At 73.0% G+C, this 23,832-nt stretch carries 20 protein-coding genes and 1 pseudogene; 12 read left to right on the top strand and 9 right to left on the bottom strand.

Annotated elements, in window-relative coordinates:
- Positions 1-77: 77 nt before the first annotated feature.
- From ACFFIA_RS23875 to ACFFIA_RS23865, 3 genes are all read right to left on the bottom strand, one after another.
- On the bottom strand, positions 78-323 hold the full coding sequence (locus ACFFIA_RS23875) for a DUF2630 family protein (RefSeq protein WP_377253929.1): 246 nt from the start codon (positions 321-323) through the stop codon (positions 78-80).
- 107 nt (positions 324-430) lie between these two features.
- Positions 431-1,096 (bottom strand): HAD family hydrolase, encoded by a 666-nt coding sequence (locus ACFFIA_RS23870; protein ID WP_377253927.1) that lies wholly within the window; start codon positions 1,094-1,096, stop codon positions 431-433.
- A gap of 67 nt (positions 1,097-1,163) precedes the next feature.
- Positions 1,164-2,003, bottom strand: a complete 840-nt coding sequence (locus tag ACFFIA_RS23865) for a carbon-nitrogen hydrolase family protein (RefSeq protein WP_377253925.1) — start codon at positions 2,001-2,003, stop codon at positions 1,164-1,166.
- 59 nt (positions 2,004-2,062) lie between these two features.
- On the opposite strand from ACFFIA_RS23865, the gene ACFFIA_RS23860 reads away from it, so the two are divergent.
- The 6 genes and pseudogenes from ACFFIA_RS23860 to mug all read left to right on the top strand — a co-directional run bounded on the left by ACFFIA_RS23860 (position 2,063) and on the right by mug (position 6,260).
- Entirely contained in the window at positions 2,063-2,635 is a 573-nt protein-coding gene (locus ACFFIA_RS23860; protein WP_377253923.1) for a TetR/AcrR family transcriptional regulator, read from the top strand.
- A gap of 23 nt (positions 2,636-2,658) precedes the next feature.
- A complete protein-coding gene (locus ACFFIA_RS23855; RefSeq protein WP_377253921.1) occupies positions 2,659-3,579 on the top strand; it encodes a TIGR04222 domain-containing membrane protein in 921 nt (306 codons plus the stop codon).
- The gene (locus ACFFIA_RS23850) at positions 3,579-4,397 is read left to right on the top strand and encodes an MbnB/TglH/ChrH family RiPP precursor modification enzyme (RefSeq protein ID WP_377254058.1); all 819 of its coding nucleotides are present in this window, start codon (positions 3,579-3,581) and stop codon (positions 4,395-4,397) included. The genes ACFFIA_RS23855 and ACFFIA_RS23850 overlap by 1 nt, the downstream gene beginning before the upstream one ends.
- Positions 4,394-4,792 carry an SCO6045 C-terminal-like domain-containing protein gene (locus tag ACFFIA_RS23845; RefSeq protein WP_377253919.1) on the top strand — a complete coding sequence of 133 codons (399 nt, stop codon included), beginning with the start codon at positions 4,394-4,396 and terminating at the stop codon, positions 4,790-4,792. The genes ACFFIA_RS23850 and ACFFIA_RS23845 overlap by 4 nt, the downstream gene beginning before the upstream one ends.
- Positions 4,793-4,957: 165 nt before the next feature.
- A complete protein-coding gene (locus ACFFIA_RS23840; RefSeq protein ID WP_377253917.1) occupies positions 4,958-5,719 on the top strand; it encodes an SDR family oxidoreductase in 762 nt (253 codons plus the stop codon).
- Positions 5,716-6,260: pseudogene (mug, locus tag ACFFIA_RS23835) on the top strand (G/U mismatch-specific DNA glycosylase). Before ACFFIA_RS23840 ends, mug begins: the two are co-directional and overlap by 4 nt.
- A 79-nt stretch (positions 6,261-6,339) precedes the next feature.
- Here mug and ACFFIA_RS23830 read toward each other — a convergent pair.
- The 3 genes from ACFFIA_RS23830 to ACFFIA_RS23820 all read right to left on the bottom strand — a co-directional run bounded on the left by ACFFIA_RS23830 (position 6,340) and on the right by ACFFIA_RS23820 (position 9,420).
- Complete coding sequence (locus ACFFIA_RS23830; RefSeq protein WP_377253915.1) at positions 6,340-8,313, bottom strand: ABC transporter ATP-binding protein; 1,974 nt, start codon at positions 8,311-8,313, stop codon at positions 6,340-6,342.
- A gap of 68 nt (positions 8,314-8,381) precedes the next feature.
- Complete coding sequence (locus ACFFIA_RS23825) at positions 8,382-9,146, bottom strand: enoyl-CoA hydratase/isomerase family protein (protein WP_377253913.1); 765 nt, start codon at positions 9,144-9,146, stop codon at positions 8,382-8,384.
- Positions 9,147-9,192: 46 nt separating this feature from the next.
- The gene (locus ACFFIA_RS23820; RefSeq protein ID WP_377253911.1) at positions 9,193-9,420 is read right to left on the bottom strand and encodes a helix-turn-helix domain-containing protein; all 228 of its coding nucleotides are present in this window, start codon (positions 9,418-9,420) and stop codon (positions 9,193-9,195) included.
- 142 nt (positions 9,421-9,562) lie between these two features.
- Between ACFFIA_RS23820 and ACFFIA_RS23815 the strand changes: the two genes are divergently transcribed.
- A complete protein-coding gene (locus ACFFIA_RS23815) occupies positions 9,563-10,738 on the top strand; it encodes a hypothetical protein (protein WP_377253909.1) in 1,176 nt (391 codons plus the stop codon).
- A gap of 521 nt (positions 10,739-11,259) precedes the next feature.
- Here ACFFIA_RS23815 and ACFFIA_RS23810 read toward each other — a convergent pair.
- Positions 11,260-12,858, bottom strand: a complete 1,599-nt coding sequence (locus ACFFIA_RS23810) for an ABC-F family ATP-binding cassette domain-containing protein (RefSeq protein WP_377253907.1) — start codon at positions 12,856-12,858, stop codon at positions 11,260-11,262.
- Between the two features lie 181 nt (positions 12,859-13,039).
- Here ACFFIA_RS23810 and ypfJ (ACFFIA_RS23805) point away from each other — a divergent pair, with 181 nt between their 5' ends.
- Both ypfJ (ACFFIA_RS23805) and ypfJ (ACFFIA_RS23800) read left to right on the top strand, forming a co-directional pair.
- Positions 13,040-13,951 (top strand): KPN_02809 family neutral zinc metallopeptidase, encoded by a 912-nt coding sequence (ypfJ, locus tag ACFFIA_RS23805; protein WP_377253905.1) that lies wholly within the window; start codon positions 13,040-13,042, stop codon positions 13,949-13,951.
- A 36-nt stretch (positions 13,952-13,987) separates the two neighbouring features.
- Positions 13,988-15,007: a KPN_02809 family neutral zinc metallopeptidase gene (gene ypfJ, locus ACFFIA_RS23800; protein WP_377253903.1), complete on the top strand. Its 1,020-nt coding sequence runs from the start codon at positions 13,988-13,990 to the stop codon at positions 15,005-15,007.
- Between the two features lie 254 nt (positions 15,008-15,261).
- On the opposite strand, the gene ACFFIA_RS23795 is transcribed toward ypfJ (ACFFIA_RS23800), so the two are convergent.
- Positions 15,262-15,918, bottom strand: coding sequence for an acVLRF1 family peptidyl-tRNA hydrolase (locus tag ACFFIA_RS23795; protein ID WP_377253901.1), 657 nt, complete (start codon positions 15,916-15,918; stop codon positions 15,262-15,264).
- 28 nt (positions 15,919-15,946) lie between these two features.
- On the opposite strand from ACFFIA_RS23795, the gene ACFFIA_RS23790 reads away from it, so the two are divergent.
- The gene (locus ACFFIA_RS23790; protein ID WP_377253899.1) at positions 15,947-16,621 is read left to right on the top strand and encodes a DNA alkylation repair protein; all 675 of its coding nucleotides are present in this window, start codon (positions 15,947-15,949) and stop codon (positions 16,619-16,621) included.
- A 163-nt stretch (positions 16,622-16,784) separates the two neighbouring features.
- Positions 16,785-19,961: a penicillin acylase family protein gene (locus ACFFIA_RS23785; protein WP_377253897.1), complete on the top strand. Its 3,177-nt coding sequence runs from the start codon at positions 16,785-16,787 to the stop codon at positions 19,959-19,961.
- 78 nt (positions 19,962-20,039) lie between these two features.
- On the opposite strand, the gene ACFFIA_RS23780 is transcribed toward ACFFIA_RS23785, so the two are convergent.
- Positions 20,040-20,666 (bottom strand): LysE family transporter, encoded by a 627-nt coding sequence (locus ACFFIA_RS23780; protein WP_377253895.1) that lies wholly within the window; start codon positions 20,664-20,666, stop codon positions 20,040-20,042.
- Positions 20,667-20,876: 210 nt separating this feature from the next.
- On the opposite strand from ACFFIA_RS23780, the gene ACFFIA_RS23775 reads away from it, so the two are divergent.
- Positions 20,877-23,762, top strand: a complete 2,886-nt coding sequence (locus ACFFIA_RS23775) for an AfsR/SARP family transcriptional regulator (RefSeq protein WP_377253893.1) — start codon at positions 20,877-20,879, stop codon at positions 23,760-23,762.
- The last annotated feature ends 70 nt before the right edge of the window (positions 23,763-23,832 follow it).

The following is a 23,832-nucleotide window of genomic DNA, read 5'->3' as shown; positions in this document are numbered from 1 at the left end:
GCGAAGCCGCCGCGGCGCAGTCCTTGTGCCTGACGGCGCACGGCCTTCGCCGTCGCGTGGCGGCGTGGGCCCGGCACCTACTGGAGGTAACCCTCCACTTCGGACTTCGGGCGGGTCCGCACGGCCTCCGGGTCCTGACCCGCGTCGCGCGCTGCCCGGCGCTGGCGCAGCAGGTCCCAGCACTGGTCGAGCGACTCCTCCAGCTCACGCAGCCGCGCCCGCTCGTCGTCGGACGAGATCTCGCCGTGCTGCGCCTGCGAGCGGAGCCGGTGCTCCTCCTCGACCAGCTTGTGGATCTCGGACAGGATCGTCTTGTCTTCCATGGCCATGAGCCTACGAGAGTTCGCGCCCCGAACCGGCCGGAGGCGCGCTCTTGGTCCGCCGCCCCTTCCCCGGTCTAGCGGCGGTCCGCCGAGCCGCCTCGACGGCACTACGCGTACCGGGCGACCCCGGCCGCCGCCAGCACCGTGGCCACCGCGGGGATGATGCCCTCGGCCGTGCGCGTCGGGCGGAAGCGGGACTCCATCCAGGTGCGCCCGCGGTGCAGCCACACGCTCGGCAGGCCCATCGCGGCCGCGCCGCCGATGTCGGCTTCCGGGCTGTCGCCGACGACCCAGGCGCCCTGGAGCCGCATGCGCACGCGTTGGGCGGCCATCGCGAAGATGCGCGGGTTGGGCTTGCTCACGCCGGCGTCTTCGGAGATGACCCAGTCGGCGACGTAGCGGTCGAGGCCGGTGCGCCGGATCTTGATGTCCTGCTGCCGCGTGGTCCCGTTTGTCACCACGACCGGCACCCAGCCCGAATCGTCGGCGATCCGCAGCGCGCACGCCACCAGCGGGTCGAGCGTGAGCCGCTCGGCCAGGCCCTCGGTGAGCTCGTCGACCAGATCGATGGAGGAGATGCGCAGCCGGTAACGGTCGCGGATCGCGTCGGCCACGTCCCACCGGTCGGTCAAGCCGTCGGCGTCGATGGAGAGCAGCCACTGCAGGTCTTCCGGCGGGGCCCCGATCTCGGCCAGAAAGTCTTCTGCCCACGCGCGAAACGTCCCCGCCCGATCGAGCAGGGTGTTGTCGAGATCGAGGAGCAGGAGGGGCACTCGCGCACCCTACGTGAACCTGTACACCTCGGAACAGACCCGTTTCGTAAACAGCCCGTATAACTGATCAGGCGGTCAGCAGGGCCCGGTCGGCGCTCAGGTCGGTGCGGTGCTCGGCGAGCATCTCGTGCGCGGCGCGGACGCGCGCCACCTCGCTCACATCGAGGGTCGCCAACACGACCTCCTCGCCCTCGTCGGCGCCGCGGGCGACCGGCCGCCCCTCGGGGTCGTAGACGGTCGCGCCGCCGTTGAAGACCCAGGGATCGACGCCGCCCACTGGGTTCGCGAACACCACGTACATCGTGTTGTCCAGCGCCCGCGCCGCGTAGTAGACGTCGCGCCGGTGCGCCGAGCCGACCACGTAGGCGCTGGGACAGAGGTAGCCGTGCGCGCCCGCCACCGCCGCCGCCCGCGCGTGCTCGGGGAAGCAGCCGTCGTAGCAGACGCCGAGCGCGAGCCGCCATCCGTCGATGTCGAGCGTCGCGCCACGCGTACCAGGGATGAAAAGCTCCTTCTCCTCTGGCCCGCAGAGATGTTGCTTGTCGTAGGCCGCGGCCACGCGGCCGGTGCGGTCGACCACCAGCGCGGCGCAGGTGCGGCGACCGTCGGGGCGGCGGACGGCGGCACCGACCACGACGGCGGTCGCGCATCCGGCGGCGGCCGCGCGGAGGGGGTCGAGGCGCGCGTCGGCCACCAGCCCTCCGCCGTCGGCCGCCACGTCCGTCGTGGCCGGGCTCGCCCGCAGCGCCGGCGGGTCGTAGGCCGGCAGGAAGAGCTCCGGGAGTACGACCAGCGTGGCCCCCCGGTCGGCGGCGATCCGTGCCAAGCGGGCGGCGCGCACGACGTTGCCCGCCACGTCGCCAGGGGTCGCCTCGGCCTGCACGGCGGCCACGGTCAGGGGGCGCATGTCACCAAGCCGTACGTACGGATTGCCGCACCACCGCCCACCGTGACACGATCGGTCCCGTGCCCAGAGTGAGTCAGGACCAGCTCGACGCGCGGCGTCAGGAGATCCTCGCCGCCGCTCGCGCCTGTTTCGCCCGGCACGGATACGAGGGTGCCACGGTCCGCCGGCTGGAGGAAGAGACCGGCCTCTCGCGTGGCGCGATCTTCCACCACTTCCGTGACAAGGAGTCGCTCTTTCTCGCGGTGGCCGAGGACGACGCGGCCGCGATGGTGGAGACGGTCGCGCGCAACGGCCTCGTCCAGGTCATGCGCGACCTCCTCGCCCGCGCCGACTCCACCGAGACGGCCGGCTGGCTGGGCAGCCAGCTCGAGGTGTCGCGGCGGCTGCGCACCGACCCCGCGTTCGCCAAGCGGTGGGCGCAGCGGTCGCAGGCCATCACCGACGCCACGCACGAGCGCCTCCACCGCCAGCGCGAGGCCGGCGTGCTCCGTGACGACGTGCCGCTCGACCTGCTCACGCAGTTCCTCGAGCTGGCCTACGACGGGCTGGTCCTCCACCTCGCCACCGGGCGCCCGCCGGGCGACCTCGGACGCGTGCTCGACCTGGTCGAAGAGGCCGTCCGGAAGGCGTGACAGCTTGGTCCACACTGGTCCGCATGACGACGGATCTCACCGCCCAGGGTGACACCTGGGGGATCCCCGGGCCGGCCTTCCTGGTGCTCTTCGCCGGCGCCGCGACCGCGCTGATGATCGCCGCGCTGATCCACCGAGCCGCGCTCTTCGCCGGCCGCCACACGCCGATCGACCGGCTCGGACCTCAGCAGGTCGCCTACCTCAACGGCGGGGAGAAGCTCGCGCTGTACGCCTCCCTCGCCGGCCTCCGCGGCGCGGGCGCGATCGAGGTGGCGCCCGGCCAACGCACGCTCCACGCCGCCGGCCCGATGCCGATGGGCGCGACCCCGCTCGACCAGGCCGTCTACAACGCGGCCAGCGGGCGCGCACGGGCCCGCGACCTCGCGTACGACCAGTGGGTCGTGACCGCCCTCGCCACGCTCCGCGAGGGCCTCGAGCGCGACGGCCTCGCCCCGAGCGGTGGCGCGCGGCGGGCGGCGCGCGCCGTGCCGTTCCTGATGCTGGCGCTGCTCGCCCTCGGCGTGGTCCGGCTTGCGGCGGGCGCCTCCGCCGGCAAGCCGGTCGGCTTCCTGGTGGCGCTGCTGGTCGTCTGGACGTTCGTCACGCTGGGCTTCCTCGTCAAGGTGCCCACGCGCACCCGGGCCGCCCGCCGCGCGCTCACCGACCTGCGCCGCCAGCACGCGTACCTCGCACCGTCGATGTCGCCCGCCTGGGCCACGTACGGCGCCGCCGGCCTCGCGCTCGGCGTCGGCCTGTACGGCGCGGCCTCCCTCTGGCAGGCGGACGCGGCCTTCGCCGAGGAGGCCGAGATCCAGCGGCAGTACGCCTCGACCGCCGGCACCGGCGGCTACTACGGCGGCTCCGGGGGCGACTCGGGCAGCTCCGACTCCGGCTCCTCCGGTGGTGGCGGCGGCTGCGGCGGCGGTGGAGGCTGCGGCGGATGATCCCCGGGGCGTTCGGGGTCGGGATCGGCTGGCGGCCGGAGATCGCCGGCTTCGTCGCCGGCCTGCCCGGGCTCCGCTTCACCGAGGTGATCGCCGAGTCGGTGCCCGCCTCCGGGCCGGTGCCGGCTCCCCTCGCCGCCCTCCGCGAGGCCGGCACCGCGGTCGTCCCGCACGGCATCCGGCTCTCGCTGGGCGGCGCCGAGCCCGTCGACCCGGCCCGCGTCGCCCACCTCGCCGCCGCCGCGCGGCAACTCGGCGCGCCGCTGGTGAGCGAGCACATCGCGTTCGTCCGGGCGGGCGGCCTCGAAGCCGGCCACCTGCTGCCCCTCCCCCGCAGCCGCGAGGCGGTCGACGCCGTGGTCGCCAACGTCGCGCGTACCCAGGCCGAGCTGCCCGTCCCCATCGCGCTCGAACCGATCGCCGCCATCTTCGACTGGCCCGACGACGAGCTGGACGAGGCGGCGTTCCTCACCGAGATCCTCGACCGCACCGGCGCGCTGCTGCTGCTCGACATCGCCAACGTCTACGCCAACGCCCGCAACCGCGGTGCCGAGCCCACCGACCTGCTCGACCGCCTGCCGCTGGAGCGCGTCGCGTACGTGCACGTGGCCGGCGGCGCCGAGCACGACGGCATCTACCACGACACGCACACCGACGCGGTGCCGCGCGAGGTGCTCGACCTGGTCGGCGAGCTGTGCGCCCGCCACCGCCCGCCGGCGCTGATGCTGGAGCGCGACGGCCACTACCCGCCGGCGCAGACGCTGCGCACCGAGCTGGACGCGATCTCCGCCGCCTCCGGTTATCCGGTGGTGACATGAGCGGGGATCGAGCGGCCACGGACCTCGGCGGTCGGCGCACGCTCGCCGAGCGGCAGGCCGCCCTGGTCGCGGCGCTGGTCGCGGGCGCCCCGGTCCCGCCGGGCTTCGACCCGCGGCTGATCGACGCGGCCCGCCGGGCGCTGCTGCGCAAGCGGGCCGGTGAGGTGGCCCGGCACTGGCCGCTGCTGGCCGCCTCGTTCGGTGCCCGCTGGACCGTGACCTTCGCCGGCTGGGCCGACGGCCGCCCGACCCAGGGCTCCTTCGCGGACGGTCTGGCACTGGCCCGCTCGCTCCCGCTGACCGGCGCCGCCGCCGAAGAGCTGGCCGAGCGCGAGGCCGCACTCCGCCCGCGCGGCGGTGTGCTGCACCGCCTCTCCCGCGCCCTCCGCCGCTGATCCCGGCGGCCTGACGCTCGGCCCGCCGGGCGACCGGTGCCGGCCCAGCCCGTGGCGCGGCGGTCCGCGAGGCCGCCGGCGGTCGAGCCCTCACGCGACCGGCGGTTGGCCCGGGCCGGCGGGCGTGGCGAGCCGCCGCCCGCCGGTGGTGGCAGGATCGGCGCCATGGATCTCGGACTTGCCGGACGCGTCTATGTCCTCACCGGAGCCTCGCGCGGCCTCGGGTACGCCACCGCCGAGTGCCTGGTCGCCGACGGCGCCAGCGTCGTCGTCTCCTCCCGCTCCCCGGAGAGCGTGACCGCCGCCGCTGAGCGGCTCGGCACACCGGAACGGGTCATCGGCGTCGCCGCCGACCTCGGCGACCCGCTGGCGGCCGAGCGGGTCGTGGCGGCGGCGCGGGAGCGGTTCGGGCGGGTCGACGGGGCGCTGATCTCGGTGGGCGGGCCGCCCCGGGGCTCCGCCGCGGTGGTCGAGGACGAGCAGTGGCGCCAGTCGTTCGAGACGGTCTTCCTCGGCACCGTACGGCTGGCGCGTACCGTCGCCGCCGCGATCGAGGGCGACGGCGCGATCGGGATGGTCCTCTCCACCTCGGTCCGCAGCCCCATCGAGGGACTCGGCCTCTCCAACGGGCTGCGCCCCGGGCTCGCCGGCGTGGCGAAGGACATGGCCGACGAGTACGCCGCCCGGGGCATCCGCGTCTTCGGCCTCCTGCCCGGCCGCATCCTCACCGACCGCAACCAGGAGCTCTTCGAGGCGACCGGCGACCCGCGGCGGGCCCGCGCCGAGGCGGAGGCGGCGATCCCGATGGGACGGCTGGGCGAGCCGGCCGAGTTCGGGCGCGTGGCGGCGTTTCTGCTCTCGCCGGCGGCCAGCTACCTGACCGGGCTCACGGTGCCGGTCGACGGCGGGGCCGTACGCGCGCTGTGAAGCCCACCAGGGAGCAGCTCGCCGCCGCGGCCGACCGGACCATCCCGGACGTGATCGCGCCGGGGCTGGCGGTGCTGTTCAGCGGCATCAACCCGGGCCTGTACTCCGCCGCGACCGGCCGCCACTTCGCCCGCCCGGCAACCGCTTCTGGCCGGCGCTGCACCGGTCCGGCTTCACGCCCCGGCAGCTGCGCCCGGATGAGCAGGAGGAGCTGCTGGCGTACGAGCTGGGCATCACCAACATCGCCGACCGCGCCACCGCCCGCGCCGACGAGCTGAGCCCCGCCGAGCTGGTGGCCGGCGCGGCTCAGCTCACCGCCAAGGTGCGCCGCTTCCGGCCACGGTGGCTGGCGGTGGTGGGCGTGACCGCGTACCGCACCGCGTTTGGCCGGCCGAAGGCGGTCTTCGGCCCGCAGGCGGAGACGATCGGCGCCACGCGGGTCTGGGTGCTGCCCAACCCCAGCGGCCTCAACGCCCATTACACGCCGGTCTCGCTGGCGGCCGAGTTTGCCCTGCTCCGCGCCGCCGCGACCGACCGCTAGCGGGCTCTCGGGTCGCTCCGCGCACCGGTGCTCGACCAGCGCGCTCGTCTGGTCGCGGCTCAGGCGCTCCAAAGGCGGCTCAGTTGTCGGCGGCGAAGTCGCGGGGCGGGACGGTGACCGGCTCGGGATGGTCGGTCTCGACGTACGGCGTGGGCGAGTCGGCGACCGCGAACTGGGTGCGGTAGAGCTCGGCGTAGAGCCCGCCGACCGCGACCAGCTCGTCGTGGCGGCCGCGCTCGACGATCTTGCCCTCGTCGAGCACCAGGATCTGGTCGGCTTCGCGGACCGTGGAGAGGCGGTGGGCGATCACCAGCGCGGTGCGGCCGGCCAGGGCCACCGACAGCGCGCGCTGCACCGCCGCCTCGGACTCGGAGTCGAGGTGGGCGGTGGCCTCGTCGAGGATCACGATCGAGGGCGCCTTGAGCAGCAGCCGGGCGATCGCGATGCGCTGCTTCTCACCGCCGGAGAAGCGGTAGCCCCGCTCGCCGACCACCGTCTCCAGGCCGTCGGGCAGCGCGCGCACGAGGTCTTCGACCTGGGCGCCACGCAGCGCGGACCACAGCTCCTCGTCGGTGGCGTCGGCCTTGGCGTAGCGCAGGTTTTCCGCGATGGTCTCGTGGAACAGGTGCGAATCCTGAGTGACCACGCCGATCGTGTCGCGCAGCGAGTCGAGTGTGGCGTCGCGCACGTCGACGCCCCCGACCAGCACCTGGCCGTCGGTCACGTCGTAGACCCGGGAGACCAGCATCGAGGTGGTGCTCTTGCCGGCGCCGGAGGGGCCGACGAGCGCGACCATCTGCCCGGGCCGCACGGCGAACGACACGCCTCTCAGCACCGGCTCGGAGACCGTGCGGTCGAGCGTCACGACGTCTTCCAGCGAGGCGAGCGAGACCTCGGCGGCGGACGGGTAGCGGAAGCGCACGTCGCGGAACTCCAGCTGCCCCGCCCCGGCCGGGATGGCGACCGCGTCGGGCTTTTCCTCGATCGACGGGCGGAGGTCGAGCACCTCGAAGACCCGGTCGAACGAGACCAGCGCGCTCATCACGTCGACCCGCACGTTGGAGAGCGCGGTGAGCGGGCCGTAGAGGCGGGTGAGCAGCAGCGCCAGCGTCACCACCGTGCCCGCGCTGACCGTGCCGTTGACCGCGAGCCAGCCGCCCAGCCCGTAGGTGAGGGCCTGGGCCAGCGAGGCGACCAGCAGCATGGCGACGAAGAACGTGCGCGAGTACATCGCGGACAGGATGCCGATGTCGCGCACCCGCTCGGCCCGCTCGCCGAACCGCTTCGCCTCGGTGTCCGGCTGCCCGAAGAGCTTGACCAGCAGCGCGCCCGCCACGCCGAAGCGCTCGGTCATCGTGGCGTTCATCTTCGCGTCGAGGTCGTAGCTCTCCTTGGTGATCTCGGCGAGCCGCTTGCCGACCCGCCGCGCCGGGATGATGAACAGCGGCAGCATCACCAGCGAGAGCGCGGTGATCTGCCACGAGAGGGTGAACATGACGGCGGCGGTGAGCACGAGCTGGATCACATTGCTCACCACGCCGGAGAGCGTCGACGTGAACGCCCGCTGCGCCCCCATCACGTCGTTGTTGAGGCGGCTGACCAGCGCGCCGGTCTGCGTGCGGGTGAAGAACTGCAACGGCATCCGCTGCACGTGGTCGTAGACCCTGGTGCGCAGGTCGAGGATGATGCCCTCGCCGATGCGTGCCGAGTACCACCGCTGGGCGAGCGAGAGCAGCGCGTCGACGACCGCCAGGCCGGCGATGAAGATGGCCAGCCGCACCACCGTGCCGCCGGCGTCGGCGCCGCCCCCGGTGATCGCGTTGATCACGTCGCCGGCGAGCACCGGGGTGGCCACGCCGATGCCGGCCGAGATCACGACCGTGATCAGGAACACCACGATGTCGGAGCGGTAGGGACGGGCGAACGCAACGATGCGCCGTGCCGTGCCGCGCGCGAGCCGGTGGCCGGCCACCTTGTCGCGGGCACGCATCGCCCGCAAGGTCTCCCAACCCCCTATGCCGCCATACGACACGCGCGTCACCTCCGGGTCCATCCTGGGACAAGTCTGCGCCCCCGGTATGACAGAACCCGCCAGGTAAGCGCGTTCTTCCCGATGACCCCTTACTCGCCCAGGCCCGCCAGGTCGCGGAAGCGGCGCACCTGTGCCTCGCGCTCGGCCAGGTCCTGCGCCTCGTACGTGCGGTCGGCCGCCCCCGCGAGCAGCGCCTTGACCTCCACCACCGCGTCCCGGGGCGAGGCCAGCACGGCCGCCGCGAGGTCGTTGGCCGCGCCGTCGATCTCGGCCCGGGGCACCACGAGGTTGGCGATGCCATTGCGCTCAGCCTCCGCCGCGCCCAACCGCCGCCCGGTGACGCATATTTCCAGAGCCCGGCCGTACCCGACCAACTCCACGAGACGTTTGGTGCCCCCCAGATCGGGTACAAGGCCGAGCGTCACCTCTGCCATGGAAAGCTGCGCGTCGTCGGCGAGTACGCGCAGATCACACGCCAAGGCGAGCTGGAATCCGGCGCCGATCGCGTGGCCCTGCACGGCCGCGATGCTAACGATGTCGGGTCGCCTCAACCACGTGAATCCCATTTGAAAACCGTGAATGCGATCCACGCTTTCCTCGGGGGTGAGGCGGGCCATCTCCGTGAAAGAATTCGTCCCTTCACCGCTCACTAGTGAAAGGTCCAACCCGGCGGAGAAGGCCCGACCCTCGGCCCTCACGATTACGACCCGCACATCGCCGGGCAGGTCGCGCGAGAAGTGGCACATCGCCGTCCACATAGCCGGCGTTTGCGCGTTGAGCACGTCGGGCCGGCACAACGTAACAGTTGCAACCGGCCCGGCGCATTCCAGCCGTACACCGCTGTCGAGGTTCATCGGGGGGTTTCCGGCAGCGGTAGGGTGCCGTACAGGCGAAAAGCCCTCACGCCTTCTTGCGGCGACGAGCACCGCCGCGCTGGCGGAGCTGCACGCCCGACTCGGTCAGTACGCGGTGCACGAACCCGTACGAACGGCCGGTCGAGGCCGCCAGAGCACGAATGCTCTCGCCGGACGTATACCGCTTGACCAGGTCTTTGGCGAGCGTCTGGCGCTCGGCCCCCACGATCCGGCGACCCTTCTCAGTGCTGGTGGCTGTGCCGGTGGTTGCCATGTTGATTCCTCACGTCCCAGACTGTGCGGTTTCTTTGCGGTCCTGTCTATTAGACCGCCTCGAACGATCATGCGCTAGATATCAACCCTTCGCCAAGCGACACGCACACCTTGTCGCCTACCCGATACCGTGGTCGGCCGTGATGAGCGAAGCACGGGTGACACGGTGGGACCTGTTCGTGTGGCTGGCACTCGCCGGCGCCGGACTCGCGTTCACCTGGCTGGCCGTACGGTTCGCGTCCCCACTCGGCACCGATGCCGCGCCTTTCCTGGGCACGTACCAGTGGAACGCCGGTCCGGCCACCGTACTCGCGCCGGTGGTGGCGGCCGTAGTGATCAGCGTGGCGGCCCGCGGCTGGTGGGACCGCGTCTCGTGGCCAATTGTGCTGCTCACCGGCTATCTGGCGGGCCTAATGTGGACCCTCGCATTGGCCGTTGTCAACGGTGCGGAAGGCTTGTACGGCCCCGCCAACCACACCGGTGAGCCGCCCGGTCCGGCTCTCGTACTCCGTTGGATCCACCGCGCGGGGCTCACCGGCCCGCTCGCCGTGGGGCTGCTGCTGACCGCCGTCGGCGCGCTCCTGGTGCCGCTGGTGCTCGTGGCGGTACGCAACGGCTGCGGCGACGTGGAGGCCCGCCGCTACCTGCCGGTGGTGGCCCTCGCGCCGTACGCCATATGGGTGGCGGCCAGCCTCGACGGCCTGGTCGCGGTGCTCGTCGCGGCGATGGTGGCGGCCGGGGCGTGGGCCAGCGACCACCGGCGCACCGGACCGAAGGCGGGCGCGGGCGCGATCACCGCCGGGCTGCTGCTCGGCATGGCGGCGATGTTCTCGTTCGCCGTACCATGGATGGGCTTTTCTCTGGTTTGTCTTTATTTTGCGCGGCGGCGGGCGGCGCTCAACATCCTCACCGGCCTCGGCGCGCTCGTCCCGGTGGCCGTGGCGCAGGTGCTCGGGTTCCGCTGGGTCGACGGGCTGCTGGCGGCCCAGCGCGAGCGGCCGGTGCTGTGGTGGGGCGCGATCAGCCTGGCCGTGCTGCTGCTGGCCGCCGGGCCGGCACTGGTCGCCAGCCTGCGCAAGATGCGCAACACGCCGGGCTGGCCGTTTCTGGTCGGTGCCGGCGCGGCCGTACTGTCCACTGTGCTTGCCGGCCTGGCCCGGGGCGGGGTCGAGCACGCCTGGCTGACGTTCTTCCCGTGGCTGACCGTCGCCGCCACCGCCCCGGAGCGGCAGGCCGGTCCCCCGGTGCCCAGCCCGCTGCTGCTGGTCGGGGCGGGAGCGGCGGCCGCCGTCGTGCTCCGGGCGGCCCTGGCCCCGTGATCCACGACTGGCGCAAATAGGAACATTTGGGTTACCGGCGACATCCGCGTCGATCCGGACCCAATGCGGCTCAACTTAGGTCGATCATGACATCGGGCCTATCCTGGGCCGCCTCGCGTGAGCAGGGAAAATCCATGCGCCCCGCCCTCTTCGCGCGATGATCATGGGATGTGCGACGACAATTCGGGCAAAACCTGCCGCAGACGCCATGGTCACCGCCGCAGGACCCATGATCACCGGATCTAGACAATCTGTGGCGTCAATAGCAGCCGTAACTCGTCTTGATCCAAGGGCTGCCCTGCCTGGTGGGCGCACCGGGCCGCCCGGTCCAACGAACTATCCCGACCGATCACGCAACTGAGGAAGTGTGCCGGCGATGGGCGCGTTGGTGCGCCCGGCTCGACAGCTTTCTTGAACACAGACCCGACCTGCCGCCCGGGGCAACCCAGGGCCGGTCGCGAACAACATCTTGTCGTGAGCCTGAGTCTCGCGAGAGACGACGCCAGGGGCGCGGTCGCGCGCTACGCGAGCTCGACGAGCTCCAGCAGGTCGTCGCTCCAGGCGTCTTCGTCGCCGTCGGGCAGCAGGATCGCCCGGTCGGGCTTGAGCGCCTGCACCGCGCCCGGGTCGTGTGTGACCAGCACGATCGCGCCCGGATAGCGGGCGATCGCGTCGAGCACCTGCTCGCGGCTGACCGGGTCGAGGTTGTTGGTCGGCTCGTCGAGCAGCAGCACGTTGGCGCCCGAGCAAACCAGCGTGGCCAGCGCCAGCCGGGTCTTCTCGCCGCCGGAGAGCACGCCCGCCGGCTTGTCGACGTCGTCACCGGAGAAGAGGAACGCGCCGAGGATCTTGCGTAGATCGGTGTCGGACTGCTCGAACGCGGCGCTGCGCATGTGGTCGAGGACCGAGCGCTCCACGTCGAGCGTCTCGTGCTCCTGCGCGTAGTAGCCGACCCGCAGCCCGTGCCCCGCCGCCACCTCGCCGGTGTCGGGCTCGAGCAGCCCGCCCAGCATGCGCAGCAGCGTGGTCTTGCCGGCGCCGTTGAGCCCCAGGATCGCCACGCGCGAGCCCCGGTCGACGGCCACGTCGACGTCGGTGAAGATCTCCAGTGAACCGTACGATTTGGACAGTCCACGCGCGGTCAACGGCGTGCGCCCGCACGGTGCCGGGGTCGGGAAGCGCACCTTGGCGACCTTGTCCGCGACCCGCTCGTCTTCCAGCCCGCTGAGCAGCTTTTCGGCGCGGCGGGCCATGTTTTGCGCGGCGACGGTCTTGGTGGCCTTGGCCCGCATCTTGTCGGCCTGCGCCATGAGCGCGCCGGCCTTCTTCTCCGCGTTGGCCCGCTCGCGCTTGCGCCGCCGCTCGTCGGTCTCCCGCTGCTCCAGGTACTTCTTCCAGCCCACGTTGTAGATGTCGACGACCGCGCGGTTGGCGTCGAGGTACCACACCTTGTTGACCACCGCGTCGAGCAGCGACACGTCGTGGCTGATCACCACCAGACCGCCCTTGTGCTGTGCCATGTAGCCGCGCAGCCAGGTGATCGAGTCGGCGTCGAGGTGGTTGGTGGGCTCGTCGAGCAGCAGGATGCCGGCCCCCTCCTCGCCCGCGTCGCGGAAGAGGATGCGGGCCAGCTCGATCCGCCGCCGCTGCCCGCCGGAGAGCGTGCCGATCGTCTGGGCGAGCACGCGGTCGGGCAGCCCCAGGTTGGCGCAGATGCGGGCCGCCTCGGCCTCCGCCGCGTATCCGCCGAGGGAGGCGAACTGGTCCTCCAGCGCACCGTATCGACGGAGCATGCGCTCGCCGTCGGCCAGCCTGCCCTCCATGGCCTTCATCTCGGACAGAAGTGTGTCCAGTCCGCGGGCGGAGAGGACCCGGTCGCGGGCGGTGACCTCCAGGTCGCCGGTGCGCGGGTCCTGCGGCAGGTAGCCGACCGCGCTGCGGCGGTCGACGGCGCCGCTGTAGGGCTGGCCCTCGCCGGCCAGCACCTTCAGGGTGGTGGTCTTGCCGGCGCCGTTGCGGCCGACCAGGCCGATCCGGTCGCCCGGCTGCACGCGCAGTGTGGCCTCGGACAGCAGGATCCGGGAGCCGGCGCGGAGCTCCAGGCCGGTGGCGGTGATCATGGCGGCTAACTCACTCTCGTGGTCGAAGGCTGACTCAGGGAACGCGAAAGAGCCGGCCGGTCATCGACCCGGTCGGCTCGGAGAGGCTCAGCCTTCGCAGAGCAGCACGGCAGTGATTCTACCTGGCGCCAGGTGGGGCCCCAACCGAGTAAGAACCAAGATCACTGGGTACGGACCCGGCGTGGAACTCAACGAAGGTGCCCGTATCGATACGAGCCAGGTCGACGACCGGCGCGGATCCCGCGGCGGAGGCGGACTCGGTGGCATTCCGCTGCCGAGCGGCAAGGGTGGCTGGATCGGCCTCGTCGTGGCGCTTCTCGTGGCGCTGGCCGGCGGCGGCGCCGGCCTGACCCAGATCACCGGCGGTGGCGGCGGGGAGCAGGGCGACAACACCGCGATCGAGCAGCGGTGCGCGGCCGACAACGCCCTCGACCAGCTCGACTGCCGCAACACGCTCTACGTGAACTCGATCCAGGCGTACTGGCAGGCGGCGCTCCCGGAGCACTTCGGCAAGCCGTACCAGGCCTCCGACACGGTGTTCTTCAGCCAGGCGGTGAACACCGGATGCGGGCCGGCCGACTCGGGCGTGGGCCCGTTCTACTGCCCCGCCGACGACCACGTGTACATCGACCTGACCTTCTACGAACAGCTGGCGACCCAGCTCGGGGCGGCCGGCGAGTTCGCGCAGCCGTACGTGCTGGCCCACGAGTACGGCCACCGCGTGCAGGACCTGCTCGGCACCGAGGCCCAGATGCGCCGCCAGCAGCAGCGCGATCCGGGCAACGCCAACCAGCTCTCGGTGATGCTGGAGCTGCAGGCGGACTGCTACGCGGGCGTGTGGGCGAAGAACGCCACCGGTACGACCGACGCGGGCGGCCAGAGGATCTTCAAGAGCATCAGCCAGCAGGACATCCAGGAAGGGCTGGACACCGCGGCGGCGATCGGCGACGACACGATCCAGCGCGAGTCCGGCGGGCGGATCGACGAGTCGCAGTTCACGCACGGCACCTCGGCGCAGCGGCAGGAGTGGTTCGGCCGGGGGCACGAGACCGGAGATCCGAAATCGTGCGATACGTTCGGTAACGCACTCTGACCAGTTTTGCCCCATTTGCGGATCTAGCATGAGGGCGTGGAGTTCAACAAAGACGCGAACCTCGATCCGAGCCAGGTCGAGGACATGCGTGGCTCGGGCGGGGGCGGCGGCCGCTTCCGGCTGCCCGGCGGGCTCGGCGGACGCGGGGGACGCGGCGGCGGGGGCCCCGGCGGCGGCGGTGGGCCGGGCATCAAGCTCCCCACCGGCAAGGCGGGCATCGCGGTGGTGCTCGTCGTGCTGCTGTGCCTCTGCGGTTTCCTCTGCGTCGGGCAGGGCGGGCTCGGGAGCTTCGGCAGCCTCGGGAGTCTCGGCGGCCTCACCGGCGACGAGGCGGACACCACCAGCAGCGCCCCGCTCGACCAGACCTGCTCCCGCGAGAACCCCAACCGCTTCGACGACCCGGCCTGCGTCAACCTCGCGTTCATCAACTCCATCCAGGCGTACTGGCAGCGCGGGCTCCCGGAGAACTTCGGCCGCCCGTACCAGATGGCCACCACGAGGTACTTCTCCGGCGCGGTGACCACCGGCTGCGGCGCCGCCGACTCGGGCGTGGGGCCGTTCTACTGCCCGGCGGACAGGCACGTCTACATCGACCTGACCTTCTACGACGAACTGGCCAGCAGGTTCGGGGCGCCAGGGCAGTTCGCGCAGGCGTACGTGATGGCCCACGAGTACGGCCACCATGTGCAGACGCTCCTCGGCACCGAGGCCCAGATGCGCCGCCAGCAGCAGCGCGACCCGGGCAACGCCAACGCGCTCTCGGTCCTGCTCGAACTCCAGGCCGACTGCTACGCGGGCGTGTGGGCGCAGAAGGCGTCACAGACCACCGACGCGGGCGGGCAGCCGCTCTTCAGCCGCCTCACCGAGCAGGACATCCAGCAGGCGCTCACCGCGGCCGCCGCGGTCGGCGACGACACGATCCAGAAGCGGGCCGGTGGGCAGGTCAACGAGCAGGCTTTCACGCACGGCAGCGCGCGGCAGCGGCAGCAGTGGTTCGACCAGGGGTACCGGACCGGGGACCCGAAACGGTGTGACACGTTCGGCAACGCGATCTGAACCGCGCCGATTGACAGCCCCACGTTCCTGCCCGCCGCGGTGGGCGCGGCCGGGGGCGGCACGGCGATCGGCGGTGGTGTCACGGCGGCGTACGGCGTCGCGGTGCTCGTCTGCGCCACGCTCGTCGGCCGCCTCCAGCACCGCGTACCGGCCGCCGCCCTCATCGCCGCGGGCGCCACCTGCGCGGCGGTCGGCAGCGCGCTCGCCACGGTGGCCGGCGGCGATGGCGCGCTCTCCTCATGGTGGACGGCGCCCTATGCGCTGATGTCGGCGGGCGGGAGGTGGATCGACACCGCGCGGGCGGCCCGGGCCGCGTCGACCAGCACGGCGTGCCGCGGGTCGGGCACCTGGAGATGGCGCTCGGCGCGGACGGCGGCGAGCGGGGCGAGGCGGCGGTCGGCGAGGATCGTGTCGACGGTGCGGCGGTCGCCGCCGCAGACCAGGGCGGCCAGCGTCGCCGCCTCCGGGAGCAGCACGCGCGCCGCCAGGTCGGCCGCGTCGCCGGCCGCCGCCTTGGCCTGGTTTTCCCGCCGGCGGGCGAAGCGCTGCTGCGACCAGCCGCCGGCGGCGGTGCGGCTCTGCACGTACGAAATGTCCACCTTGGACGCCGCGAGCCGGTCGCCCACCGCGATCCCCAGCGCCACCGCGCCCTTGCGGGCCAGCAGCAGCCCTAGCCGGCGCGGCACGAGCGCCGCCGCGACGAACCCGTCGAGGTCGGTGTGGCCGCCTGCGCCCGGTGGCGTGTGCAGCTCGGCCGCGGCTCCGTCGGGGGCGAGCAGCTCCACACCGTACCCCGTCATGGTGGACCGCGGCGGGCCGTGCCGGGCCGCGAAGCCCTCCATCCACCTGGCCAGGCGCTCGGGGGCGACCTCGACCCAGCGCCCGCCGCCCGCGGCCGGTCGACTGCCCATGCGCCCGACGGTACGGCATGATCGGCCTGTGACGCCGCTCGCCACCGAGATCATGGGCCGCCTGGCCAGCGTGTACGAGGCCGCGCGCGACCCCGGGCGGGCGGCGGCGATGGCGGCGTACATGCGGGACCAGTTTCCGTTTCTCGGCCTCCCGTCACCGGCCCAGCGGGCGCTCGCGCGGCAGGTGCTGGCCGGGCTCCCCCGCCCCGCCGAGGAGGATCTGCGGGCGGTGGCCGAGGCGTGCTGGGCGCTGCCCGAGCGGGAGTACCAGTACTTCGCCTGCGACTGGCTGCGGCGGCACGCGCGGGCCTGCTCGGCGGGCTTCGTGGCCACCGCGCGCCTGCTCGTCGTCACCAAGCCGTGGTGGGACACAGTGGACGCGCTCGCGGCGCACCTGGTCGGGCCGCTGGCCTCCGCGCATCCGGCGCTGCTGTCCACGATGGATGCCTGGGTCGAAGACGAGGACATGTGGCTGGTGCGCACGGCGATCCTGCACCAGCTCCGTTACCGGGAGAGGACCGACGCGGCGCGCCTGTTCCGGTACTGCACGCGGCAGGCCGGCCACCGCGACTTCTTCGTGCGCAAGGCGATCGGATGGGCGCTGCGCGAGTACGCCAAGACAGATCCGGCGGCGGTCCGCACGTACCTCGCGGAGCACGAGCTGGCGCCGCTCTCCCGCCGCGAGGCATCGAAGAACCTGTAACCGGGGGTACCGAATAACCGGGGGTACCGAATAACCGGGGGTACCGAATAAACCGGGGGTACCGAATGACCAGGCATCGACGGGGCTCTAGGCACGGCGGCCATAGACGGTTACCATCCGGTACACGAATGTTCCTCACATATTAACGACCATGAGGATCGCCATGCGCAGACCCGCCACCCTCCCGGTCCTCGCCGCGGCGCTGCTCACCGCGACGACCAGCCTCGTCCTCCCCCCACCGCCCGCGGGCGCCGCCGCCGAGCGGGCCGCCGCCGCGGCCGCCCAGGCCGCCGTCCTCGCGGCCAACGACTACTGCCTGGAGCAGTGCTCCGACATCATGCCGCCCGGCCAGAACGGCAACGCCACGCTCGTCGAGATCCTCGCCCACCAGGCGCTCGGCACGCGTCCCACGCACTCGGCGGACCAGATCGACGACTACGCCAACCTGGTCTACAACTACGCCGGGCTCACCGACGACCAGATCAACACCTACTTCAACAACGCCTCGTTCGGGGTACCGGCGGGGCAGGCCGAGCGGACCTACCAGCCGCGGTCGGACGTGACGATCGTGCGCGACCGGGCCACCGGCACGCCGCACATCACCGGCACCACGCGCTCCGGCACGATGTTCGGGGCGGGGTACGCCGGCGCCGAGGACCGCCTCTTCACGATGGACCTGCTGCGGCACGTCGGGCGGGGCAAACTCACCCCGTTCGCCGGCGGCGCGCCGGGCAACCGGGCGCTGGAGCAGAGCGTCTGGCGCAACTCGCCGTACACCGAGGCCGACCTCCAGGCCCAGGTCAACGCGCTGCGCCAGCAGGGGCCGCGGGGCGAGCAGCTCTACACCGACGTGGAGGCGTACATCGCCGGCGTCAACGCGTACATCGACGCGTGCATGCGCGGCCGCAACTGCCCCGGCGAGTACGTCCTCACCGGCCACCTCGACGCGATCACCAACGCGGGCGGGCCGGAGCGCTTCACGATGACCGACCTCATCGCGATCGCCGGTGTCGTGGGCGGCCTCTTCGGCGGGGGCGGCGGCAACGAGATGCAGTCCGCGCTGGTCCGCATCGCCGCGCGCGCCAAGTACGGCCCGACCGAGGGCGACGCGGTGTGGCGGGCGTTCCGCTCGCAGAACGACCCGGAGACGGTGCTGACGCTGCACGACGGGCAGAGCTTCCCGTACGGCTCCGCGCCCGACGACGCGCCGAGCGTGGTCATGCCGGACGCCGGCTCGGCCCGCCCTGAGCCGATCGTCAGGGACGCGACCGGCTCGGCCACCGACGGCGCCGTCGCGCTCGCCGAGCTGAGCATCGGCGGGCCGCACCGGGGCATGTCCAACGCGGTCGTCGTCTCCGGCCGCCACTCGACCAGTGGCCACCCCATCGCGGTCTTCGGGCCGCAGACCGGCTACTTCTCGCCCCAACTGCTGCTCATGCAGGAGTTGCAGGGGCCGGGCATCAGCGCCCGCGGCGTCGCGTTCGCCGGGGTGAGCCTCTACGTGCTGCTCGGGCGCGGGCAGGACTACGCGTGGAGTGCCACGTCGGCCGTCCAGGACATCACCGACACGTACGCGCTGCCGCTCTGCACCACCGACGGCTCGGCGCCGACGCTCGCCAGCAACCGCTACCTCCACCAGGGACAGTGCAAGGCGATGGAGGAGCTGTCGCACGTCAACTCCTGGACCCCGACGGTCGCGGACGGTACGCCGGCCGGCTCGTACCGGATCGTCGCGTGGCGTACGGCACTCGGGCTGGTCGCCTGGCGGGCCACGGTCGGCGGGCAGCCGTACGCCTTCGCGCAGCGCCGCTCCACGTACGGGCGGGAGGCGCACTCGGCGATCGGCTTCCAGCTCTTCAACGACCCGGCCGCGATGGGCAGCGCGAGCGCCTTCCTCACCGCGGGGGCCAATGTGGAGTACGCGTTCAACTGGTTCTACGTCAACTCGACCCAGTCGGCGTACTTCAACTCGGGGCGCAACCCGGTGCGCGCGGCCGGCTCCAATCCCAACCTGCCGATGGCCGCGCAGTACGAGTGGACCGGCTTCGCGCCGGCCTCCGCCCATCCGCAGTCGGTCGACCAGGACTACTACGTCTCCTGGAACAACAAACAGGCCCGCGACTTCGGGGCGGCGGACGGCAACTTCAGCTTCGGCTCCGTGCACCGGGGCGAGCTGCTGGACGGGCCGGTGAAGGCGGCGCTCAGCGCCGGGCAGAAGCTCGACCGGGCCGGCGTCGTGCGGCTCGTCGAGCACGCGGCCACAGTGGACCTGCGGGGCAAGGAGGTGCTCGACGACCTGATCCGGGTCATCGAGAGCCAGCCGGTGACCGACGCGGGGCTCGCCACGACCGTCAGCCAGCTCAAGGCGTGGCAGCAGGCCGGCGCGACCCGCAAGGAGACGGCGGCCGGCTCGAAGCAATACCAGCACGCCACCGCGATCCGGGTCTTCGACGCGTGGTGGCCGGTGCTCGTCAATGGACAGTTCAAGCCTGGGCTCGGGCCTGACCTGTACCAGGCCCTGGTGAACGCGATGCAGGTCAACGAATCACCCTCCGGCCGCCAGGTGGGCGACACGTCCAGCTTCCCCTCCTCGGCCAACTCGGCGCAGTCGCACAAGGGCTCCGCGTTCCAGTACGGCTGGTGGGGCTATGTGGACAAAGACATCCGCACGGTGCTCGGCGACCCGGTGCAGAGCGGGCTCGGGCGCGCGTACTGCGGTGGGGGCGTCCTGGCCGCCTGCCGCACCGTGCTCCTGGACACGCTGCGCGCGGCGGCGGCCCAGCCGGCGTCCACAGTGTATCCGGGCGACGAGTACTGCTCGGCGGGCGACCAGTGGTGTGCCGACGCGATCGTCCACTCCCCGCTCGGCGGCATCACCTCGCCCATCATCGCCTGGCAGAACCGGCCGACGTACCAGCAGGCCGTGTCGTTCCCGGCGGGGCGCGGCCAGGACGTGAGCAACCTGGCCGCCGGTCGCCCGGCCACCGCGACCGGCACGCAGTCGCCGCACTCGCCCAGCCGGGCGGTCGACGGCGATCCGGGCAGCCGGTGGGCCAGCTCCTGGAACGACAACCAGTCGCTCACCGTCGACCTGGGACAGAACCGCACGGTCGGCCGCGTGATCCTGCGGTGGGAGTCGGCGTACGCGTCCTCGTACCGCATCGAGACCTCGACCAACGGCAGCACCTGGACCACGGCGTATTCGACCACCGCGGGCAACGGCGGCACCGACAACGCCGCCTTCACGCCGGCCACCGCGCGGTACGTGCGGATGGTCGGCGTGCGCCGCGCGACCTCCTACGGCTACTCGCTGTACGAGATGGAGGTCTACTCGCACTGACCGGTGTACGCGAGCGCTGGGGCCTGTTTCGTAGGGGTCGGTCTAGCCGAGGCACGCCCTTGTGAAACAGCCCCAGGCTCAGCCCAGGGCGGTGCCCGCCGCCAGTACGACGATCAGCGCGCTCGACACGAGAGCGGTAGCCAGCCGGCCGCGCGCCCCGGTGAGCAGCCGCCCGACGAGCGTGCCGCCGCCGGCGATGACCAGTTGCCAGCTCGCCGACGCGAGGAACGCACCGGCCACGAAGAGCGCCTCTCCCCCGGCGTCCAGCTCGTCGGACGCCTGCCGGCCGAGCACCAGCGCTCCGAAGTAGACGATCGTCATCGGGTTGAGGAGGGTGAGCGCGAGCAGCCCCGCGTACGCCCTCGGCGGCGTGGCGAGCCCGGCGTCGGAGCGGGCCGCGCGGGCCGGGTCGCGGTGGTGGCGGACGGCGACGTACGCCGTGCGCGCCGCCAGGCCCAGCAGCACGGCGACGGCGATCCAGCGCATGGGCGTCGCGGCCGGCTCGATCACGCCGGCGAGCGCGGCACCGCCCACCACGGCGACGACCGCGTAGAGCCCGTCGGCGGTGGCCACGCCCAGGGCCGCGGCGGCACCGACCGTGAACGAGGTGCGGGCGGCGAGCCCCATGATCAGGATCGCGATCGCACCGACCGGGATGGCGACCCCGTAGCCCGCGATCACGCCGTCGAGAAACGCCCCGATCATGATCGTCGGACACGGATCGCAGCCGGCAGCCCGTCACGCTGCTGTCGCGTGCCGGCGAGGACGGCAGCGGCAGGGACGCGGAGGGCCTTCGGCTCGATCACGCCGCCAGTCTGCGCCAGGTGTACGGCGGGAGCCACCGAATATTTGGTTGATCGCTGAACCATCTGGCGCCAGGCGCGTGCATCTGGTCGAGGAGGTGGCCGGATGGTCATGTTCCGCATTCTCGGTCCGCTCGAGGTGGAGGGGGCGGAGGGCCAGCCCCTGCCGCTCACCGCGACCAAGCCCCGCACGCTGCTCGGTCTCCTGCTGCTGCACGCCAACCGGCCGGTGGGGGTGAGCACGCTGACCGACGCGCTGTGGCCGATCAAGCCGCCCCGCACCGCCGCCGGCGCGATCCGCACGCACGTCTCCAGCCTGCGTACCACGCTACGGCTGACCGGGCTGACCGCGCGCCCGCCCGGCTACCAGATCCAGGTCGACCCGTACGAGCTGGACATGCTCGTCTTCGACCGGCTCGCCGAGGAAGGGCACCGCGCGGCGGCCCGGGGCGAGCTGCGCACCGCCGCCGACCGGTGGGAACGCGCGCTCGCCCTCTGGCGCGGCCGCCCGCTCGACGGGCTGGAACTCGGCGCCGCCGGCGAGTCCACACTGGCCGATCTGGCCGAGCGGCGACTGACCACATTGGAGCACTGGGCGCGGGCGCGGCTGGCCCTCGGCGAGCACGCCGACGCGCTGCCCGCGCTCGCCGCGGCCACCACCGAGCAGCCCTTGCGCGAACGGCTGCACGAGCTGGCGATGCTCGCGCTGTACCGCTCGGGGCGGCAGGCGGACGCGCTGGAGGCGTTCCGCCACCTGCGCCGGCGGCTCGTGGCCGAGCTGGGCGTGGAGCCCGGACAGGCACTCCAGCGACTCCAGCGGCAGATCCTCTCCGCCGATCCCGCGCTCGACCCGCCCGGCCCGTCCACGGCCGTGGACGAGGGCGGACCGAAGCCCCGGCAACTGCCGCCGGACATCGCCGCGTTCACCGGACGGTACCGCGAGGTCACCGCCGCCCGCTCCCGGCTCGCCCCCTCCCCGCTGCGCCCCGCGCCGCTGGTCGCGATCGACGGGCCGGGCGGCGTCGGCAAGTCGGCCCTCGCCGTGTACCTGGCCCACCGGCTCGCCCACCACTTCCCGGATGGCCAGCTCTACGTCGACCTCCAGGGCGCCACCGCCGGGCTGCGACCGCTGCCGCCGCTGGAGGTGCTCGGCCGGTTCCTGCGCGCGCTCGGCGTACGGGAGACCGACATGACCACAGTGGACGAGGCGAGCGCGGCCTTCCGGGCGGCCGCGGCGACCCGGCGGCTGCTCGTGGTGCTGGACAACGCGCACGACACCGCGCAGGTCCGCCCGCTGCTGCCCGCCGGCCCGCACACCGCGGTCCTGGTCACCAGCCGGCGCGTACTGTCCACCTTGGATAACGCTGCCCACGTCCACCTCGACGTGCTGCCGCCCACCGAGGCGATGCTGCTGCTCAGCCGGCTCGCCGGGGCGGACCGGGTCGCCGCCGACCAGGGCGGCGCGCAGCGCCTCGCCACCTGGTGCGGCTGCCTCCCCCTCGCGCTGCGGATCGCCGGCGCGCGGCTGGCCGCCCGCCCGTCGTGGCCGGTACGCGAACTGGCCGACCGCCTCTCCGACACGCGGCGCCGCCTCGACGAGCTGCGCTTCGGCGAGCTGGGCGTACGGTCCAGCTTCCAGGTCAGCTACGAACTGCTGCGCGACGGCACCGAGCCGGACGACCGGGCGGCGGCGCGGGCGTTTCCGCTGCTCGCCCTCCCGGACGCGGCCGACCTTAGCCTGCCGGCCGCCGCCGCTCTGCTCGACCTGCCGGTCGCCGAGGCCGAGCGGATCCTGGAGCGGCTGGTCGACTGCCAGCTCCTCGCCGAGCCCGCGCCCGGCCGCTTCCGGCTGCACGACCTGCTCCGCCTCTTCGGCCGGTCGCTCGCGCCGCCGCCGTCGAGCGCCGCCCTGGTCCGCCTCCTGCGCTGGTACTCGGCCGCCGCCTGGCAGGCGTTCCGGCTGCTCCGCCCCGCCGACGGCCGACCGGCGAGCGCGGGCGAGTGGGCCGAGGGCGGTGACGCGTTCCCCGGCGTGGAGAGCGCGCTCGACTGGCTGGAGGCGGAGCGTGCCAACCTGCTCGCCGCCGTACACCAGATCGCGGAGACCCCGGCGCTGCCCGCCGCCTCCGCGACCAGCCTGGCCCGCGCGCTGTTCGCGTTCTTCCACGTACGCGGTTACCTCAATGACTGGGTCGAGGTCAACGAGGTGGCCCGCGCCGTCGCCCGCCGGACCGGTGACCCGATCGCCGAGGCGCACGCGAGCCGCGACCTCGGGGCCGCGTTCGAGGTGCGCGGCGAGTACCCGAAGGCGCTCGACTGCCTGCGCGCGGCGCTCGACCGGTACGCCGCCGCGGACGACCAGCGGGGCGAGGCGGCCTGCCTCAACGGGCTCGGCACGGTGTACGACAGCCTCGGCCAGCTCGCCGAGGCGGCCGAGTGCCTGGAGCGGAGCCTCGCCATCAGCCGCGCGCTGGACGACCGCCACAGCCAGGCGATCAGCCTCAACAACCTGGGCGAGGTCTACTGTGGACTCGGCCAGGCCGACCGGGCGGTGGAAAGCCTGCGCGAGGCGCTCGACATCTTCGGCGGCAACGGCAACCGGCGCAGCCATGCCGCGGTGCTGAGCAACCTGGCGCAGGTGTACGAGCGGCAGGGCGCGTACGCCGAGGCGCAGGCGTGCTACGAGGAGAGCTACGCGGGATTCGTCGCCCTTGGCATCTCGGTGGGGCAGGCGACGGTGCTCGCCCAGCTCGGCCGCGTGCACCGCCTCCAGGGCCGCCACGCCGAGGCACTCGACCGGCTCGACGCCGCGCTGGAGCTGGCGGAGAAGCTCGACGAACGGCGCAGCGCGGCGGTGAGCCTCCACGAGCTGGGCATCACCCACGACGAGCTCGGCGAGCGGGCGGCGGCGCGGGAGGCGTGGCGGCGGGCGCTGGTGCTCTTCGAGGCGCTCGGTGTGCCCGAGGCCGACGAGGTACGCCGGCGGCTGGCCGCTTGAGGTGGGTCGCCCACTAGACGAGTGATGCGGGGAGGGGGCTGCGGAAACAGGCAAGGGCCTCCATGATCGA

This window comes from Phytohabitans kaempferiae (assembly GCF_042433955.1).
Classification (GTDB): Bacteria; Actinomycetota; Actinomycetes; order Mycobacteriales; family Micromonosporaceae; genus Phytohabitans; species Phytohabitans kaempferiae.
Note: the sequence above shows the minus strand (reverse complement) of the source record. Positions and strands in the feature narration are given on the sequence as shown.